Genomic DNA, 17,235 nt, shown 5'->3' on the forward strand with positions numbered 1-17,235 from the left:
GACCTTGCGCCATACATGGAAGCTGCACCGCACAAACCCAAAGCTCGCCGCAGTTGCGAAGCAAGGTGTTCAACATAGCGAGAATGTCGCTTTTGTACTCTCAATGACGAATTCGAACATTGACCTAGCCTGAATTCTGGTGCCGAATACCGCCATGGGGATGCTCAGAGACCAACAATCAGAACCCTTTAGTCTGGCGACAGGTAACAACCAAGTCGCGTAGAAGCATAATCAATCAACAAAATCTAATGTCACAGGGAGACATCTATGACGAATGACGTAACCACCAATGACAAGGTGCACTGGGCGGCCGAGATGCACGCACAGGAATACCGTGACGGCAAGCTGAGCCGTCGTGAGTTCCTGGCCCGCGCCACTGGTCTGGGCGTTACCGCAGCCGCCGCCTACGGCATGATCGGCATGGCAGCACCAGCTTACGCCGAAGGCGAAGATGCCAAGAAAGAAGGCGGTACCCTACGCGTTCAACAGGAAGTACGCGCGCTGAAAGATCCGCGCACTTATGACTGGTCGCAAATCGCCAACGTATCACGTGGAACGCTGGAATATCTGGTCGAGTACAACTCGGACGGTACATTCCGCGGCATGCTGCTGGAAGGCTGGGAAGTCAACGAAGACGCGACGGTTTACACTCTGAAGGTCCGTCCGGGCGTCAAGTGGAACAACGGCGACGACTTCACAGCGGACGACGTGGCTCGCAACGTCGCGCGCTGGTGTGACAAGAGCTCGGAAACCAACTCGATGGCTGGTCGTTTTGCGACACTGGTTGACGCGGACACAGGCCAGGCCGTTGAAGGTGGTATCGTGGTTGTTGACGCAAATACTGTCCAACTGAACCTGCCTGCATCGGACATCTCGTTGATCGCGGGTATGGCTGACTATCCGGCGGCCATCGTTCACAGCTCGTTCAACGAAACCGACCTACTGAACAATGTCGGCACGGGCCCATACCTGATGAGCGAGTTGGAAGTCGGCGTGAAAGCCGTACTAACACGCAACGAAAACCACACCTGGTGGGGTGAAGAGGTCTTTGGTCGTCCGGCGCTGGACAGCATCGAGTATATTGACTACGGCACCGACCCGTCTGCTTGGTTGGCGGCGCTGGAATCCGACGAAGTCGACATGCTGTATGAATCAGTCGGTGAATTCATCGACGTGATGGACGGTCTTGGCTATGTAAAGTCCGAGGTTGTCACGATGAACACCATCGTTATCCGCCCAAACCAGTTGGCAGAAGTCGACGGCAAACAGCCCTACGCTGACAAACGTGTGCGTCAGGCGTTGCAAATGGCCGTAGACAACGCTGTTTGCCTTGAGCTGGGTTTTGGTGGCCGTGGCTCGCCTGCCGAAAATCACCATGTCGGCCCGATCCACCCGGATTATTTCGAACTGCCACCGCAGAAAGTTGATCCGGAAGGTGCACGCAAGCTTATGGAAGAGGCCGGCATGGCCGATTTCGAGCACGAGCTGATCTCGATCGACGACGACTGGCGTCGGAATACAACCGACGCTGTCGCCGCTCAGCTGCGTGACGCAGGTATCAAGGTCAAGCGGACGGTTCTTCCGGGCAACACGTTCTGGAACGACTGGGCAAAGTACCCGTACAGTTCGACCAACTGGAACCACCGACCGCTGGGCGTTCAGATTTGGGCACTGGCCTATCGTTCTGGAGAGGCTTGGAACGAATTCGGATGGGCTAACCCAGAGTTCGACGCGCTGCTAACCGAAGCGCTGGCCATTGCGGATGCCGACAAACGGCGCGAAGTGGTCGCCAAGGGCGAAGCGATGATCCAAGAAGAAGGCGTAACAATCCAGCCTTACTGGCGGTCGCTCTATCGTCACATGAAGGACGGTCTGGTCGGTACCGACATGCACGTGTCGTTCGAGCACCATCACTATAAGTGGGGTTGGGCCGCGTAAAGCCAGCCTGCTTCTCACTAGGGGCGCCTGATCGGGCGCCCCTTTCCAGCCGCAGACGTTGCCGACACGGGGTCGGATGTCCGAGGCCAGAAAATGGTCCACTGATCTGCGGAACACCCGAACAACAGGGGCCAACATGGGACTCTTTATCCTCCGACGGTTCGGCGTGATGCTACTTACGGCATTATGTCTTACTTTCGTGGTCTTCTTTTTGACCAACCTCTACCCGAACCTTGAAAAGCTGGCCAAAACCCAAGGCAACCAGCGGATGTCAGACGAGCAAGTCGAAACTTGGCTGGACAATCGAGGCTACCTGCAACCCACACTGATCAAATACGGCCAGTGGCTTGGCGTGATGCCGGGCTTCACTAAAACACTGGACGACGGGACTTTTCTGGGCTCTTGCGTACGACCCGGTTCGACCGAGGAAAACACGCCCCGCTATTGTGGTGTTCTGCAGGGAAACTGGGGCTATTCCACGGTTTTCAAGGACGAGGTTGGTAAAATCGTCGGTGTGCGGCTTGGCAATACCGGCTACTTGATGTTCTGGGTTCTGGTTCTGATGGTACCTTCGGCGCTGCTTGTTGGTGTGCTGGCGGGGATGCGCGAAGGATCTGCCATGGATCGGTCGCTGTCGACCTTCTCGATCATCACGACCGCGACGCCTGAATATGTATCCGGCGTGATTTTCATCGCGATCTTCACCTCTTCGACTGTCGGCCTGAAATGGTTCAAGGGCACCGCGACGTCGGCAATGGAAAACCCGACATTCGAGAACTTCTTCCTGCCGGTTCTGACAATTTCGCTCTATGGGATGGGTTATATCGCCCGCATGACGCGCGCCTCGATGACCGAGGTGATGACCGCGCAATATATCCGAACCGCGCGCCTCAAGGGTGTGTCCTTCGGCAACATCGTCATGAAGCACGCGTTGCGTAATGCGCTGATCGCGCCTTTCACGGTCATCATGCTGCAGTTCCCGTGGCTGCTGAATGGTGTCGTGATCGTCGAGACCCTCTTCAACTACAAGGGCTTTGGCTGGGCGCTGGTTCAGGCGGCAGGCAACAATGACATCCAGCTGTTGCTGGCGATTTCTGTCGTGTCGGTTTTTGTGGTGCTGTTCACCCAGCTGATCTCGGATATCGGCTACGTTTACCTTAACCCGCGTATCCGCATTTCTTAAGGAGGGTGAGATTATGGAACCATTGACCTGGACCGGCTCTATCGCCTTCCTAAACCCATTGCTGATGATCGCACTGGCTGCACTGATTATCTCAATCGTAACGTGGATCGTTGCCAGCATCTTTCTGCCAGAGCAGCAAATAGTCGTAAATTCGGATGGGTCCGTCAGTTCAAGCGGCGGCATCCGTGGCCTGATTAACCTTGCGTTGCAGTACAGCTTCCTGGCCTGTGTCGGATTGGCGCTCGCTTATCTGGTGCTTGGTGTCCTTATGGGGACCGGCGCTGGAATAATCGGCGCGATTTCACAGCAGTTCCTGCCCGTTTGGGTGGCATTGATCATCATGTTTGCAATGTCCATCGCGTTTAAACGGCGGCTGGGACTGTATGGCAAACTTTACGACAGCCCAATCGGCATGATCGGCTTTGGCCTTGTGATGTTCTGGGTGTTCACCGGCATCTTCGGCGCACTGGACCTGATCGTTACACATGACCCGCTTGTTCAGCTGTCTGGCATGAAGAACAAGGTCCCCGGCACGCCTATTCCAAATCCTGAAGAAGGCCAGTTTGCCTGGTATCTTCTGGGCGGAGACAATCTGGCACGGGACGTATTCAGCCGCATGGTCAGCGGTGCCTGGATCGTGGTGCAGATTGCTCCACTGGCGACGATGTTTGCCTTTATGGTGGGTATCACTTTGGGTCTGCCTGCGGGATACTATGGTGGTCGCCTCGACACGTTCCTGTCGTTTCTGGCAAACCTGATCCTCGCTTTCCCGGTCATTCTGCTGTTCTACCTGTTGGTGACACCGGAAATCGTGGCGACAGGTGTGCCGAACTATATGGCAGCCGTGTTGTTCATCTTTCCAATCCTGTTCATCGGAGTATTGTTGAATTCGCGCTATTATACGCGCCCGAATTTCCGCACACCTCTGTTGATCGGGGTTCTGGGTGTAGCGATATGGTTGTACCTGTCACTGATCTCGACTGGCGGTTACATCATCAACACCGAGAGTTATCGAATTTGGGGCCTGCCCACCTATCTGGATCTGTTCGACATTCCAGGCGGTATTCTGGTGGTGTTCGTTTCGGTGGTCTTCGTGAACTCGCCCACGGTGTTCCGCATCGTGCGCGGTCTGGCACTGGACATCAAAACCCGTGATTACGTCGCGGCGGCGCAAACCCGTGGCGAAGGACCTTGGTACATCATGCTGTGGGAGATCCTGCCCAACGCGCGTGGTCCACTGATCGTCGATTTCTGTCTGCGTATCGGGTATACAACGATCCTTCTGGGAACTTTGGGTTTCTTCGGACTGGGCCTTCCACCTGAAAGCCCGGATTGGGGATCCACGATCAACGAGGGGCGCAAGCTTCTGTCGATCTACCTGCACCCTGCCCTTCCGCCTGCCTTTGCCCTGCTGTCGCTGGTTCTTGGTCTAAACCTGCTGGCTGACGGTCTGCGCGAAGAAAGTCTGAAGGACTGATGTGATTGAGGCCGGGGGCTCTGCCCCCGGACCCCCGAGGTATTTTTAGCCAGATGAAGGGGATCCCCGCATTTGGTGAGGAGTAAGCAAAATGAGCAAGATGGCGGAATATGACGGCCCGATCCTGGAGATCGACAAGCTGTCAATTTCATTCTTTACCCGCCTGCGGGAAATTCCCGCCGTGATGGACTTCTCGGTCAGTGTGCAGCCCGGCGAGGCTGTGGGATTGGTCGGCGAGTCCGGGTGCGGAAAATCAACCGTTGCGCTGGGTGTCATGCAGGATCTGGGCAAAAACGGTCGGATCGTGGGTGGTACGATCAAGTTCAAAGGTCGGGATCTGGCGGAAATGTCGGCGGAAGAATTGCGCGACATTCGCGGCAATGAAATCGCGATGATCTATCAGGAACCGATGGCCTCGCTGAATCCGGCGATGAAAATCGGCAAACAGCTGATGGAAGTGCCGATGATCCACGAAGGCGTGAGCGCGGAAGAAGCCTATTCACGGGCTTTGGAAGTGGTGACGGATGTGCGTCTGCCTGACCCGGAGCGTATGTTGAATTCTTTCCCGCATCAGCTTTCAGGTGGTCAGCAACAGCGGATCGTTATTGCGATGGCGCTGATGTCAAAACCGGCGCTGCTGATCCTGGACGAGCCTACAACGGCATTGGATGTGACTGTTGAGGCCGCGGTGGTCGAACTGGTCAAGGACCTGGGTAAAAAGTACGGCACGTCGATGCTGTTCATTTCGCACAACCTCGGTCTGGTGCTGGAAACCTGTGACCGTCTTTGCGTGATGTATTCGGGTGAAGCGGTCGAGCGCGGCTCGATCAAGGACGTCTTTGACGAGATGCAACACCCCTATACGCAAGCGCTGTTCCGCTCGATCCCTTTGCCGGGTGCCGACAAGAACTCTCGCCCACTGGTAGCCATTCCCGGCAACTTCCCTCTGCCCCATGAGCGGCCTCCAGGCTGTAACTTTGGGCCGCGCTGCGATTATTTCGAAGAAGGGCGCTGCGACGCGAAAGACATTCTGATGGAGGCTGTGCCCGGAAACGACAGGCACCACACACGCTGTCTGAAATTCCAGGAAATCGACTGGAACGCACCAATCACCGTGGGTGAGCAGAAAGAGAAAGGTGAGATTGGCCGGACCGTTCTGAAGATGGACAACCTTAAGAAATACTACGAGGTTGCGGCAAATGCTCTGTTTGGCGGCGGCGAAACGAAGGTCGTTAAGGCCAACGAGACGCTGAGCTTTGAAGCCCACGAGTCCGAAACGCTTGCGATTGTTGGCGAGTCCGGCTGCGGCAAGTCTACCTTCGCCAAAGTACTGATGGGGCTTGAAACAGCTACGGACGGTCAAATCCTTCTGGACAACCGCAATATCGAACAGGTGCCCATTGAGGAACGGGATGCCAAGACCGTTGGCGAAGTTCAGATGGTGTTCCAGAACCCATTCGACACGCTGAACCCATCGATGACCGTGGGGCGTCAGATTATTCGCGCGCTAGAGATTTTTGGCGTCGGAAACTCTGAGGCAGAGCGCAAGAAGCGGATGCTGGAGCTGTTGGATCTTGTGAAACTGCCACGTGCCTTTGCAGACCGGATGCCGCGTCAGTTGTCGGGTGGTCAGAAGCAGCGCGTGGGTATCGCGCGCGCGTTTGCCGGTGATGCACGCATCGTGGTAGCGGACGAGCCGGTCTCGGCCCTGGATGTGTCGGTGCAGGCGGCCGTGACCGACCTGCTAATGGAAATCCAGCGCGAGCACAAAACCACCTTGCTGTTCATCAGCCACGACTTGTCCATTGTGCGTTACCTCAGCGACAGGGTGATGGTGATGTATCTGGGCCATGTGGTCGAGCTGGGCACCACCGATCAGGTTTTTGCCCCACCTTATCATCCCTATACCGAGGCGCTGCTGAGTGCGGTTCCCATTGCGGATACCTCGATCGAGAAACAGCATATCGTTCTGGAAGGCGATATCCCTTCTGCCATGAACCCGCCCCCGGGTTGCCCGTTCCAGACACGATGCCGCTGGAAGTCCGAAGTGCCGGATGGACGCTGCGAATCTCATGTGCCACCGGTGCAGACCCTCGCGGATGGGCATCAGGTGAAATGCCATCTAACCGAAGACATTCTGGCGAAGATGGAGCCGGTGATCAAAGTCGCCGCAGAGTAACCTTGCAAATCAGACTTAGAAAGGGCCGGTCAATGACCGGCCCTTTCTGTTGGCGCCGCGTTTTGCGGGGAGACAGGCGGCGCATAGGAATATGCGTGAGTGGCGGTTCCCGGTGTGTCCTCAGCCTGTCATGACATTGTTTCCGAAGTGCATGAACTCTTGGTTCATTCCGGCAACGTCACCGGCCTCAAGCTGCAAGCTGGCACTTTCGAGCATTTTATAGCTTTGCTGCCCTTTCACCCAATCGTCCGCCGATTGCAGCGTGGTCAGTGTGTAAGAGGTGACCTCGTTCAGGTAATGGGTAGGAATGATAACCTTAGGCTTGAGCTTAGACACAATATCATTGCCCTGCTCAAAGCTGAGGATATGTTCAGATCCGTCCACTGGCAGCGTCAGAACATCCACCTGTCCGATGGCATCCCAGAACTCCTGCGGCGGGTTGTGACGGTTGTCGCCCCATATCAGCGTTCGAATTCCGCCGGTTTCAACCAGATAGACCACCATATCCATGTGGCCCACATTGTTCGGCGGACAGGCTTCTGCCCCGAACTCGGCCAGCGCATTGGTCCAATCGTACCACCCGGGCGCAACGCAGGCGTGCTTGTCTGCAAAGCCGGTGATCTTGAGATCGGCGAATTCAAAATTGCCTACCATCCGGTCCAGCACCATGGTCGAACTTGGCCGTTCAATTGCGTCATGGTCAAAATGCGCGTGCGTCGACAGAGTGATATCCACAGGGATCTGAGGAAACTCGTTTCGGAACCACAAACCCCACGCACCCGACGGATCGTCACGCCAGGGATCGAACAGAGCCGTCGCCCCATTGGGGGATGTGATCTTGATAGCGCAATGACCATAATAATCGATACCTACCGCACCGGTGCTGGCCTGCCCGGTTGTCCCCTGCAGGTCGATCACATGGTTGTTGTTCCCCGGCTGCAACCACGCCTGTGATTGCGCTTGGGCTGGGTTCGCCCTCAGAACAGAAGCTGTCGCGCCAACACCAGCAGCGCCTGCCGCCATGAAGAACGACCGTCGTGAAAGCCCCGGTGCCAGGTGATCCTTGTCCCCTTTCATGATGGTCGGCTTCAGATCTTTGCGATCCATGGGATGTTCCTCTCTGTTGGATGTGTGCAGTTCGTCCGCACCTCATGACAGAGCGTAACAAGCCAAGGCATATTGGCTCAGACTGAAAAAATAGGGGTGAAATATGGGGGCGTTCCCCATATTCGATGTTCACGAAATCGAGAGCAGATGGCTTCGCAGGTTCTGGTCGCGCCCTTCAAGACCCAGCTTTCGGCGGATGTTATTGCGGTGGAAATCGATTGTCGACGTCTCTCGGGACAGGGCCTTGGCAATGTCTTTGGTTGTTTTTCCAAACATGACCATCTGCGCAATCTCAATCTCGGTCGGGGTCATTACTGCAAAGGCGTCCGTTAGTTTGTCGGACAGAGACGACGTAATCTCGCTCAGGTTTTTTTCAGCCAGATCGAGATAGACATTCTGTGCCTCGTCATCGGCAAGTTGCGCGCGCACTTTCTCAAGATACGGCAAAACCCGGCCACGGACCTGTTCAACGATCTCGAGATCGCGGCTTTTTCGATCATCCTCCAGACTGGACAGCAATACCCGCAATGCGGTGTTTGTTTCCTGCAACTCGCGGGTGCGGTCCGAGACACGGGTTTCAAGTTGCGCCAGCGTTTCGTTCAGCTTTTCTTCCAGCGCGCGACGCAGGTAAACCTCTTGCAACAAAGCCAAATCTGACTCGACCATGCGCGCAAACTGGGTCAACCCTTCGCGAAACAACAACGCCCTGCGGTTTTGTTTGCGATCAAGAACGCAGATTGTGCCAAACACCGATCCATCGGGCCACTTCAACGGCAGCCCAATGTAGAACGTCATCCCGTGTTCCAGGTCTTCGTTATCGGACCAAACCGGGTCACAGGAGGCATCCTCGACCACCAGCTCTCCGTCCCGTTGAAGCACACCCTGACAATAAAGCTTGGGATTCAACTGAAAACTCATCCCAACCGGATAGGGGTTTTCCGGATGGTCCGATGTAATCAGAACCGCATGATCCGGCGCATCGGTCTTCATGATCAGGCTTGCAGGCACGTCTGCCAACTCGGCCACCAGATCAACCAATTGTTGCCAGTTGGCCAGCGTTTCCTTTGGAATCTGTGGATGATCAGTGGGCACGGCGGACCTCAGTTGTGACTGGGCGATACCCGATCAGGTTAGTTGGTCCGAATGCAGAGAATCAAGAAACGCGCCCTCTGCGCCGCAGCATCATGCCTATCCGCCCCAGATGACCTTCACGTAGTTCTGGGTTTCTTTGTATGGCGGTATGCCACCATGCTTTTCGACCGCCTTTGGACCCGCGTTATAAGCGGCCAGGGCCAGCGGCCACGATTTGAACTTGCGATACTGCCACGACAAATAACGCGCCCCACCCTCAAGGTTTTGCTTTGGGTCGTGTGGGTTGACCCCCAAAAGCTCGGCGGTCTGAGGCATCAGCTGCGCCAGTCCCAGCGCGCCTTTGTGAGATTTCGCCTGCGGGTTCCAACCGCTTTCCTGCTGCACGAGCCGCAGAAACAGATCTTCGGGGATGTTGTGCAACCGGGCTGCCTGACGCGCCAGATCCAGATATTGGCCGCGATACTTGCCGGTATAACGCTTGCTGCTTTGCGCACGCGAGGTTTTGGGCTTGAGACGCTCAGAATCCCGATACTGCGTGGCTGCGCGCGAATCCAACACTTTGGATTGCTTCAGGAAAATATCCTTTCGGCTTTTGGTAGACAGCGTTTGCGCCTGCACAGGCGCAACAGCCAGCACAAGGCAGACAACAGAAAACCCAGCAACCCAAGAACGCATCAATGACAATCCTGCTCGATCAGAAACCAGTGGGAGTATAGGTATTCCCGACAAAAATGAAAGCTTGGTAAACATCAAAGTAAGACTCTTGTTGAACACTGTTGTATCAACTGTGTTCCAACCACGATGCAGGCCGTATAGGGTCTCACGAAACAAGCCGCGCCGGATTCGGCGCATATACGCGAAACAGAACGAGGAATTACATGGCGGGTTCAGTCAACAAGGTCATTCTGGTAGGTAATCTTGGCCGCGACCCCGAGGTTCGGTCGTTTCAGAACGGCGGCAAAGTGTGCAATCTGCGCATTGCAACCTCGGAAAACTGGAAAGACCGCAACACAGGCGAGCGTCGCGAACGTACGGAATGGCATTCGGTCGCCATCTTCTCAGAGCCTTTGGCCCGCATTGCCGAGCAATATTTGCGCAAGGGCAGCAAGGTCTACATCGAAGGTCAGCTGGAAACCCGCAAGTGGCAGGATCAGTCCGGTCAGGACCGGTATTCGACCGAAGTGGTTCTGCGCCCCTATCGCGGTGAACTGACCCTTCTGGACAGCCGTGGCGAAGGTGGCGGCGGCAGTGGCGGTGGTTATGGCGGCGGCCAAGCTGGCGGTGGCTACGGCGACCCTTACGGTGGCCCGTCCAGCTCACCAGCGCCTGCATCGGGTGGAATCGACGACGACGAGATTCCGTTCTAAACGAAACGGAGATACAACATGACATGGTCCTTCTCTCTCGGCCGGTTGCTCGGGTCCGAACTGAGGGTCCATGTCACCTTCTTTCTGCTGTTGGCCTGGGTCGGCTTTGCAGCCTATTCCGTGGGCGGTCTTCCAGCGGCCATCGACAACCTTGTTTTTGTGCTTGCGCTATTTGCTTGTGTGGTTGCGCATGAATTTGGCCATGCTCTCATGGCCCGGCGCTATGGTATCAAAACCCCTGACATTACTCTGCTGCCCATCGGTGGGTTGGCCCGGCTTGAACGCATGCCGGAAAAACCGATGCAAGAGGTCTATGTGGCGCTTGCGGGCCCTGCCGTGAATATCGTCATCTGGATCGTGCTTGTTGCCCTTGGCGCGGGGGCGCCCTTTGAAACTTTTTCGCAAATAGACGCGCCCGGCACAGGGTTGTTGGACAGGCTGGCCTATATCAACCTGCTGCTGGCTGCTTTCAATATGATACCCGCCTTTCCCATGGACGGGGGGCGGGTGTTCAGGGCTCTGCTGTGCCTGCGCATGGACCGGGTCAAGGCAACGCGTTTGGCCGCAATAGGTGGCCAGATCGTCGCCATCGGCCTTGGCTTTCTTGGTCTTAGCACCGCAAACCCCATCCTTGTCCTGATTGCGGTGTTCGTTTTCATCGCAGCCAACGCAGAAAGCCAGGATGTTGCATTGCGGTCCGCCGCCCGCCGCGTCTTGGCCCGGGATGCGATGATCACCGAGTTTCACGCCTTATCCCCCAGCGACACGCTCAGCACGGCGGCGCAAGCCGTCATTCATACAACACAGCACGAATTTCCTGTCCTGGAGGATGATAGTGGCCTGCTGGGTTTCGTAACTCGGAATCGCTTGTTCGCCGCCCTGGCCAGCGATCAGCCCCGATCAACCTCTGCGCTTTCGGTGATGGATGCCGATATTCCCTCAGTCGCCCTGACCACTGGGCTCGAAGAGGTGCTGGAGCATCTTCACAAAGGCGCTCCGGCCATCGCAGTTGTCACGCAGGACGGGCGCATGGTGGGCTATATCACCCGTGAGAATATCGGTGAACTCATGGTGATTCAGGGCCGCTAGGGCCCTGTTTCACACCGTCGCCAAAGCGTCTGACAGGACTGACAGAACAGCGTCTTTCGGAACATCAGACGTAACAAAAGCCTGCCCGATGCCGCGCGCGAGGATGAAGCGCAATTGCCCGTCCACAACCTTCTTGTCCTGCCCCATCAGTTCCACCAGCGCGTCGGCACTTGGTAGATCACCCGGAATATCGGCAAGATCGGTTTTCATCCCCATCGCACGCAGATGCGCCCGCACCCGGCTTGGGTCTTCCTGCGAACACAGGCCAAGACGCGAGGACAGTTCAAACGCAAGCGCACAGCCGATGGCGACGCCTTCGCCATGCAGCAACCGGTCGGAATACCCTGTTGCCGCCTCAAGCGCGTGGCAGAATGTATGCCCCAAATTCAGTAAAGCACGATCACCCTGTTCGGTTTCATCCCGCGCAACGATATCGGCTTTCATCTGCACAGAACGCGTGACAGCCCGCACGCGTGCCGCCATGTCTCCGGCGGACACACTTGGTCCGTTTTGTTCGAGCCAGTCAAAGAATTCCGCGTCACCCAGCAGACCGTATTTCACGACCTCACCATACCCCGACAGAAAATCCCTCTGGGTCATGGTCCCCAGAACCGATGTATCCGCCAGAACGAGTGAAGGTTGATGGAACGCCCCAATCAGGTTTTTACCCTGAGGCGCATTGATCCCGGTTTTGCCCCCAACCGAGCTGTCGACCTGTGCCAGCAGCGAGGTGGGGATCTGCACAAACCTGACCCCGCGGCGCAGAACAGCCGCAGCAAAACCTGCAAGGTCGCCAATGACACCACCACCCAAAGCCACAACCACGTCACGGCGTTCGACTTTCTCGGACAAGAGCCATTCAACGGCGCGTTCGAAATGTGGCCAGCTTTTTGTGGCCTCGCCAGCGGGCAAAGCCAGCGCGGTCATCTCGATCCCCGCAGCGCTGAGCCCCGCGCGCAACGCGTCCAAATGCAGGTCAGCCACGTTTTCATCGGTTAAGACAGCGACTTTGGGGCGCGGCAATAGTGGGGAAATCCACTCGCCAGCCCGCGCCAGCAGATCCGGCCCGATTTCAACATCATACGAACGGTCGCCCAGGTCCACATGTACTGTTTGATGCATTACTTCTGTTCCAAAACATCGGGGCGCGCCAGCAAAGCGTCGACAACCCTGTCCACCATATTTTCGATCGAGGTTTCGCCATCCGACTCTGCGATCAAATCCGCCTCGGCATAAACGGGCACGCGCGCCTCGTAGAGAGCCTTTAGTGTCGCATAAGGATCAGCCGTTCGCAGCAGCGGGCGCGTGTCTTTGTGGCGTACCCGGTTCCACAAAACGTTCAGATCGGCCCGCAGCCAGACCGAAGCGCCCTTCTGGCTGATTGCAAGGCGATTTTGAGGTTGTAGAAACGCCCCTCCTCCGGTGGACAGGATGCCCTTTTTCTCGTCCAGAAGACGTCCGATAACCTGCGTTTCTTTCGCACGGAAAAAGGGTTCGCCATCCCGTTCGAAGATTTCCGGAATGGTCATGTTGGCGGCTGATTCGATCTCAGCGTCGCTGTCTAGAAACGGAACGCCAAGGCGCGCGGCCAAGGCGCGGCCCACAGCGGTCTTACCTGCCCCCATCATCCCCACCAGAACCACGGTTTTGTGCAGATGAAATCTGCCCTGTGTGTCCGAGATGTGCGTGTTATGCTTAATTTCGCTCATTTCACCGTGAATGACGTGATCTTGGGAAAAATGCCAGTTATAACTTGGCCAAAATCAAAAATTGAGGCAGCGTGGGGCCATGGGCCGTCTGATCAAATTCGTGATATATGTTCTTTGCCTGGGTTTCATTGGGCTGGTGGCTTATGCCTATGTCGGGCCGTTCTTCGGCGCGGATTTTTCGGCGCCTCAAAGTGAAATCCGCGAACCGGTCGAACTGGATGTCAACTAAACTGGCGCTTTTCGCCGTCTTTCTGGCAGGATCGGCGCAGGCACAGGACCCTTTGTCGGCCATCGAATGGCTGACAAATCCTCCTGAAAACCTGCCTGGAACTGTTTTGTTGGAACCGCCCGTGACGCAGAACGGCGCGTTGCCGGATATCGAAGTCACTTCATTGGAAGCCTTGTCGCGTCCGCTCGGTCTTGTGTCATCATCTGTGACCGGCCTTCCGATTGATCTTTGGCAAAGCAGTGATCCCAAGCGTCTGGCTGACCTGATTGCCAAGACCCCGGTCCGTCACAACCCCGCCATGCAGCGCTTGTTGTTCACGTTGCTTTTGTCAGAAACACGCGCCCCATCCGGGTCAGACGCGCAAGAGGTTTTGCTGTTGGCGCGTCTGGATCGGCTGATGCAACTGGGTGCTGCAGATCCGGCGCAGTCGCTTGTGCAATTGGCTGGGCCGACGGACACGCAAGAGCGGTTTCAACGCTGGTTTGACGCGACATTGCTGACCGGCGATGAAGACCGCAGTTGCACTGCGCTTATTGCTGAACCGCATCTGTCGCGGGACTATGCGGCGCAGATCTTTTGCAAAGCCCGACGCGGGGATTGGGTGTCCGCAGCGCTGACTCTGGAAGCCGCACATGCGCTTGAACTTCTTCCACCAGAAGAATTGGCGGTTCTTGATCGGTTTCTCAGCCCCGAGTTGTACGAAGACGCGGCATATCTGCCGCAACCCGAGGCCCCCGACCCGCTGAATTTCCGCCTGTTCGAGGCTATCGGAGAACGCCTGCCATCGGCACCTTTACCTCGTGCATTTGCAAATGCAGATCTGCGTGACGTTGCAGGCTGGAAAGCCCAGATCGAAGCCGCCGAACGGCTGACGCGGATTGGCGCTTTGACCCCAAATCAGCTTTTGGGCCTCTATACCGAACGGGATCCCGCCGCATCTGGCGCTGTCTGGGACCGAGTTTCGGCAGTACAACGGTTTGAAAGCGCGTTGGACACGGGCAACGCGGACGCCATCGGAAAAACACTGCCTGCTGTTTGGCAACAAATGCGCAGTGTGGGCCTTGAGGTTCCCTTTGCAGAGCTTTTCGCAGAACGCTTGTCGCAGGTTTCCTTACCAGTGCCCGCGACTGAAAACCTGCGATGGCGCATCCTGATGTTATCGGACATGTACGAACGCGCCGCCCTTGCGACACCGGACAGTTCGACCGACACTTTGTTTCTGGCTGCGCTTGCCCAGGGCGATCCTGGCCGCGCCGTATCGCCTTCACCCAAGGCAGATGCCATCGCACAAGGGTTTGAATGGTCGGCACCCGTACCCAGTGATATCGACACACTGCTGTCCAACGGTCAGTTGGGCGAGGCCATTTTGGAAGCAATGCAACTGTTTGCCCATGGCGCGCGCGGTAATCTGGTGGATCTAACCGGAGCAATCGCGACCTTTAGAAAGGTGGGGTTAGAGGATACAGCCCGCCGCGCCGCCCTGACACTATTGATCCTGCAAGAGCAGTGACCATGAACGGTCCGGCATCTAACGAGCTTTGGATCTCAACCTTCCTGCAAGCACAGGCGGCTGAACTTGGCGCGGCGACAAACACGTTGCTGGCTTATGGTCGTGATTTAAAAGATCTTGCTGCTTGGCTGGAGCACAGAGCGACCGGGTTTGAACAGGCCGACCGTGATCAGATCGAAGCCTACCTGATCGACTGCGATGCCCAGGGATTGTCCCGATCAACACGTGCACGGCGCTTGTCGGCCATCAAGCAACTCTATCGGTTTGCTTTTGAGGAAGGTTGGCGCGACGTGAACCCCGCCATTCAGATCAAAGGTCCGGGGCGGCAGAAACGTCTTCCAAAAACTTTGGATGTGCCCGAGGTGGACCGGCTGCTGGACGCCGCACGGCAAACCGGACGCACCCAGGCGGACCGCGTACGCAACACATGTTTGATGGAATTGCTTTATGCGACCGGCATGCGCGTGACCGAGCTTGTGTCCCTGCCCGTCTCTTCGGCGCGCGGCGATCCGCGTATGCTGCTGGTGCTGGGCAAAGGCGGCAAGGAACGGATGGTGCCCCTGTCCCCACCCGCGCGGGATGCATTGGCCGCTTGGCTGACCGTGCGCGACGACGCCGAAGAGCAGACCGTGGAGAAAGGTGGCCAACGGTCCCGCTTTTTGTTCCCTTCGCGCGGAAAATCGGGCCATCTGACGCGACACAGGTTCTTTCTGCTGGTCAAGGAACTGGCCGTACACGGCGGTGTTTCACCCGAAAAAGTCACGCCACACACATTGCGACATGCCTTTGCCACGCATCTTCTGGCCAATGGCGCTGATCTGCGTTCGATCCAGACCCTGTTGGGTCACGCCGACGTCGCAACAACCGAGATTTACACCCATGTTCTGGACGAACGTCTGGCGGAACTGGTGTTGCAGCATCACCCGCTGAGCAAAGACCCCAAGAAAGACGAAGGCTAAGCCCTTGATCCGGCGGGGTGGCATCCCCATAACGGATGCAGAACTCTAACTCTCAAGGACCAATGGAACCCTCACCTTCTCTGATCGACAGCACTTTCTGGTTTACCTCTGGTGCTATCCTCCTTTTGCTCGTCTTGTCCGGCTTCTTTTCTGGCTCGGAAACAGCGCTTACGGCCTCTTCTCGCGGAAAACTCAGGGCGCAGGCCGACAAAGGATCACGCGGGGCAAAAAAGGCGCTCGAGATCACCGATGACAACGAGCGTCTGATCGGATCGGTTCTACTGGGCAATAACCTGGTCAACATTCTGGCGGCGTCTCTGGCGACTGCACTTTTCACACGACTGTTTGGTGAAAGCGGCGTGGCCTTGGCAACGTTGGTGATGACCTTGCTGGTTTTGATCTTTGCCGAAGTGCTGCCGAAGACCTACGCCATCACCAATTCTGAAAAAGCTGCATCTGCGGTTGCACCAATCATCAGCGTGGTTGTAACGGTGTTTTCGCCTATCGTTGCCGCTGTGCGATTGCTGGTGCGCGGTGTCTTGCGCCTGTTTGGGGTGCAGATCGACCCCGATAGCAACATTCTGGCCGTGCGCGAGGAAATCGCCGGAGCCCTACAACTTGGCCATTCCGAAGGCGTGGTCGAAAAGGAAGACCGCGACCGAATTCTGGGCGCGCTGGATCTGGGTGACCGCGCGGTGGAAGAGATCATGTTGCACCGCTCGAACATCGAGATGATTGATGCCGACGCCGCACCCGAAGCGATCCTGAAGCAATGTCTGGAAAGCCCACATACGCGCCTGCCCGTCTTTCGGGACGAACCGGAGAACATTGTGGGTGTTGTGCACGCCAAAGACTTGTTCCGCGCCATGTATGCGCAAGCCGGTGGCAGCGATGGCGGCACTGACCGTCTGGCCAGCTTTGATATCGGTAAAGTTGCCAATGACCCCTATTTCGTGCCGGAAACCACCACTCTGGACGACCAGATGCGTGAATTCCTGCGGATGCACAGCCATTTTGCACTGGTGGTTGACGAATACGGATCTTTGCGCGGCCTGATTACGCTGGAAGATATTCTGGAAGAGATCGTAGGCGAAATCGCAGACGAATTTGACATCGAAGAAGAGGTGCCGGTCACCCGTACAGATGATGGTCAGTTCGTTGTGGAAGGTGCTATGACCATCCGCGACGCCAACCGTGCGCTGGACTGGTCCTTGCCGGATGAAGAAGCCAACACCCTTGCGGGTTTGGTCATACACGAAGCACAGATGATTCCGGTCGTGGGTCAGGTGTTTTCGTTCCACGGATTCCGGTTCGAGGTCACCGCTCGCGAAGGCAATCGCATCACTGCACTGAAAGTACGCCCGCTTTAAGCCTTAGCTGAAACCGGTGCCCCAAA

The 17,235-nt window shown here is 56.6% G+C and carries 15 protein-coding genes; 10 read left to right on the forward strand and 5 right to left on the reverse strand.

Translation table 11 applies throughout. The features are described from left to right. Positions 1-267 precede the first annotated feature (267 nt). From ACR3EH_RS01695 to ACR3EH_RS01710, 4 genes are all read left to right on the forward strand, one after another. Entirely contained in the window at positions 268-1,938 is a 1,671-nt protein-coding gene (locus tag ACR3EH_RS01695) for an ABC transporter substrate-binding protein (protein ID WP_171182906.1), read from the forward strand. A 136-nt stretch (positions 1,939-2,074) separates the two neighbouring features. Further along, the gene (locus ACR3EH_RS01700) at positions 2,075-3,121 is read left to right on the forward strand and encodes an ABC transporter permease (RefSeq protein ID WP_171089639.1); all 1,047 of its coding nucleotides are present in this window, start codon (positions 2,075-2,077) and stop codon (positions 3,119-3,121) included. Positions 3,122-3,134: 13 nt separating this feature from the next. Then, a complete protein-coding gene (locus tag ACR3EH_RS01705) occupies positions 3,135-4,598 on the forward strand; it encodes an ABC transporter permease (RefSeq protein ID WP_171668101.1) in 1,464 nt (487 codons plus the stop codon). 91 nt (positions 4,599-4,689) lie between these two features. Beyond that, positions 4,690-6,777 carry a dipeptide ABC transporter ATP-binding protein gene (locus tag ACR3EH_RS01710; RefSeq protein ID WP_171089636.1) on the forward strand — a complete coding sequence of 696 codons (2,088 nt, stop codon included), beginning with the start codon at positions 4,690-4,692 and terminating at the stop codon, positions 6,775-6,777. 120 nt (positions 6,778-6,897) lie between these two features. Here the strand turns inward: ACR3EH_RS01710 and ACR3EH_RS01715 are convergent, their stop codons facing one another. From ACR3EH_RS01715 to ACR3EH_RS01725, 3 genes are all read right to left on the reverse strand, one after another. Further along, entirely contained in the window at positions 6,898-7,884 is a 987-nt protein-coding gene (locus ACR3EH_RS01715; protein WP_171182902.1) for an MBL fold metallo-hydrolase, read from the reverse strand. 129 nt (positions 7,885-8,013) lie between these two features. Next, complete coding sequence (locus ACR3EH_RS01720) at positions 8,014-8,976, reverse strand: LuxR C-terminal-related transcriptional regulator (RefSeq protein WP_171182900.1); 963 nt, start codon at positions 8,974-8,976, stop codon at positions 8,014-8,016. A 96-nt stretch (positions 8,977-9,072) separates the two neighbouring features. Beyond that, positions 9,073-9,651, reverse strand: coding sequence for a lytic transglycosylase domain-containing protein (locus ACR3EH_RS01725; RefSeq protein WP_171182898.1), 579 nt, complete (start codon positions 9,649-9,651; stop codon positions 9,073-9,075). Between the two features lie 203 nt (positions 9,652-9,854). Here ACR3EH_RS01725 and ssb point away from each other — a divergent pair, with 203 nt between their 5' ends. Both ssb and ACR3EH_RS01735 read left to right on the forward strand, forming a co-directional pair. Further along, entirely contained in the window at positions 9,855-10,343 is a 489-nt protein-coding gene (gene ssb, locus ACR3EH_RS01730) for a single-stranded DNA-binding protein (protein WP_171174437.1), read from the forward strand. Between the two features lie 18 nt (positions 10,344-10,361). Continuing rightward, positions 10,362-11,432, forward strand: coding sequence for a site-2 protease family protein (locus ACR3EH_RS01735; protein WP_171675523.1), 1,071 nt, complete (start codon positions 10,362-10,364; stop codon positions 11,430-11,432). A gap of 9 nt (positions 11,433-11,441) precedes the next feature. Here the strand turns inward: ACR3EH_RS01735 and aroB are convergent, their stop codons facing one another. Together aroB and ACR3EH_RS01745 are read right to left on the reverse strand one after the other, a co-directional pair. Further along, positions 11,442-12,554, reverse strand: a complete 1,113-nt coding sequence (gene aroB / locus ACR3EH_RS01740; protein ID WP_171182894.1) for a 3-dehydroquinate synthase — start codon at positions 12,552-12,554, stop codon at positions 11,442-11,444. After that, positions 12,554-13,141 (reverse strand): shikimate kinase, encoded by a 588-nt coding sequence (locus ACR3EH_RS01745; protein WP_171182892.1) that lies wholly within the window; start codon positions 13,139-13,141, stop codon positions 12,554-12,556. Before ACR3EH_RS01745 ends, aroB begins: the two co-directional genes overlap by 1 nt. Before the next feature lie 79 nt (positions 13,142-13,220). Here ACR3EH_RS01745 and ACR3EH_RS01750 point away from each other — a divergent pair, with 79 nt between their 5' ends. The 4 genes from ACR3EH_RS01750 to ACR3EH_RS01765 all read left to right on the forward strand — a co-directional run bounded on the left by ACR3EH_RS01750 (position 13,221) and on the right by ACR3EH_RS01765 (position 17,209). Continuing rightward, a complete protein-coding gene (locus ACR3EH_RS01750; RefSeq protein WP_171089619.1) occupies positions 13,221-13,370 on the forward strand; it encodes a hypothetical protein in 150 nt (49 codons plus the stop codon). Further along, complete coding sequence (locus ACR3EH_RS01755; protein ID WP_171182889.1) at positions 13,360-14,880, forward strand: hypothetical protein; 1,521 nt, start codon at positions 13,360-13,362, stop codon at positions 14,878-14,880. Before ACR3EH_RS01750 ends, ACR3EH_RS01755 begins: the two co-directional genes overlap by 11 nt. A 2-nt stretch (positions 14,881-14,882) precedes the next feature. Continuing rightward, positions 14,883-15,839: a site-specific tyrosine recombinase XerD gene (locus ACR3EH_RS01760; RefSeq protein ID WP_171182887.1), complete on the forward strand. Its 957-nt coding sequence runs from the start codon at positions 14,883-14,885 to the stop codon at positions 15,837-15,839. A 62-nt stretch (positions 15,840-15,901) separates the two neighbouring features. Next, entirely contained in the window at positions 15,902-17,209 is a 1,308-nt protein-coding gene (locus ACR3EH_RS01765) for an HlyC/CorC family transporter (protein WP_171182885.1), read from the forward strand. Positions 17,210-17,235 lie beyond the last annotated feature (26 nt).

This window comes from Ruegeria sp. BG7 (genome assembly GCF_056535685.1).

Coding starts and splice junctions, on each gene's coding strand:
- ssb (WP_171174437.1), top strand. CDS start 9,855: ATGGCGGGTTCAGTCAACAAGGTCATTCTGGTAGGTAATCTTGGCCGC.
- ACR3EH_RS01735 (WP_171675523.1), top strand. CDS start 10,362: ATGACATGGTCCTTCTCTCTCGGCCGGTTGCTCGGGTCCGAACTGAGG.
- ACR3EH_RS01705 (WP_171668101.1), top strand. CDS start 3,135: ATGGAACCATTGACCTGGACCGGCTCTATCGCCTTCCTAAACCCATTG.
- ACR3EH_RS01760 (WP_171182887.1), top strand. CDS start 14,883: ATGAACGGTCCGGCATCTAACGAGCTTTGGATCTCAACCTTCCTGCAA.
- ACR3EH_RS01715 (WP_171182902.1), bottom strand. CDS start 7,884: ATGGATCGCAAAGATCTGAAGCCGACCATCATGAAAGGGGACAAGGAT.
- aroB (WP_171182894.1), bottom strand. CDS start 12,554: ATGCATCAAACAGTACATGTGGACCTGGGCGACCGTTCGTATGATGTT.
- ACR3EH_RS01745 (WP_171182892.1), bottom strand. CDS start 13,141: ATGAGCGAAATTAAGCATAACACGCACATCTCGGACACACAGGGCAGA.
- ACR3EH_RS01700 (WP_171089639.1), top strand. CDS start 2,075: ATGGGACTCTTTATCCTCCGACGGTTCGGCGTGATGCTACTTACGGCA.
- ACR3EH_RS01755 (WP_171182889.1), top strand. CDS start 13,360: ATGTCAACTAAACTGGCGCTTTTCGCCGTCTTTCTGGCAGGATCGGCG.
- ACR3EH_RS01765 (WP_171182885.1), top strand. CDS start 15,902: ATGGAACCCTCACCTTCTCTGATCGACAGCACTTTCTGGTTTACCTCT.
- ACR3EH_RS01750 (WP_171089619.1), top strand. CDS start 13,221: ATGGGCCGTCTGATCAAATTCGTGATATATGTTCTTTGCCTGGGTTTC.
- ACR3EH_RS01710 (WP_171089636.1), top strand. CDS start 4,690: ATGAGCAAGATGGCGGAATATGACGGCCCGATCCTGGAGATCGACAAG.
- ACR3EH_RS01695 (WP_171182906.1), top strand. CDS start 268: ATGACGAATGACGTAACCACCAATGACAAGGTGCACTGGGCGGCCGAG.
- ACR3EH_RS01725 (WP_171182898.1), bottom strand. CDS start 9,651: ATGCGTTCTTGGGTTGCTGGGTTTTCTGTTGTCTGCCTTGTGCTGGCT.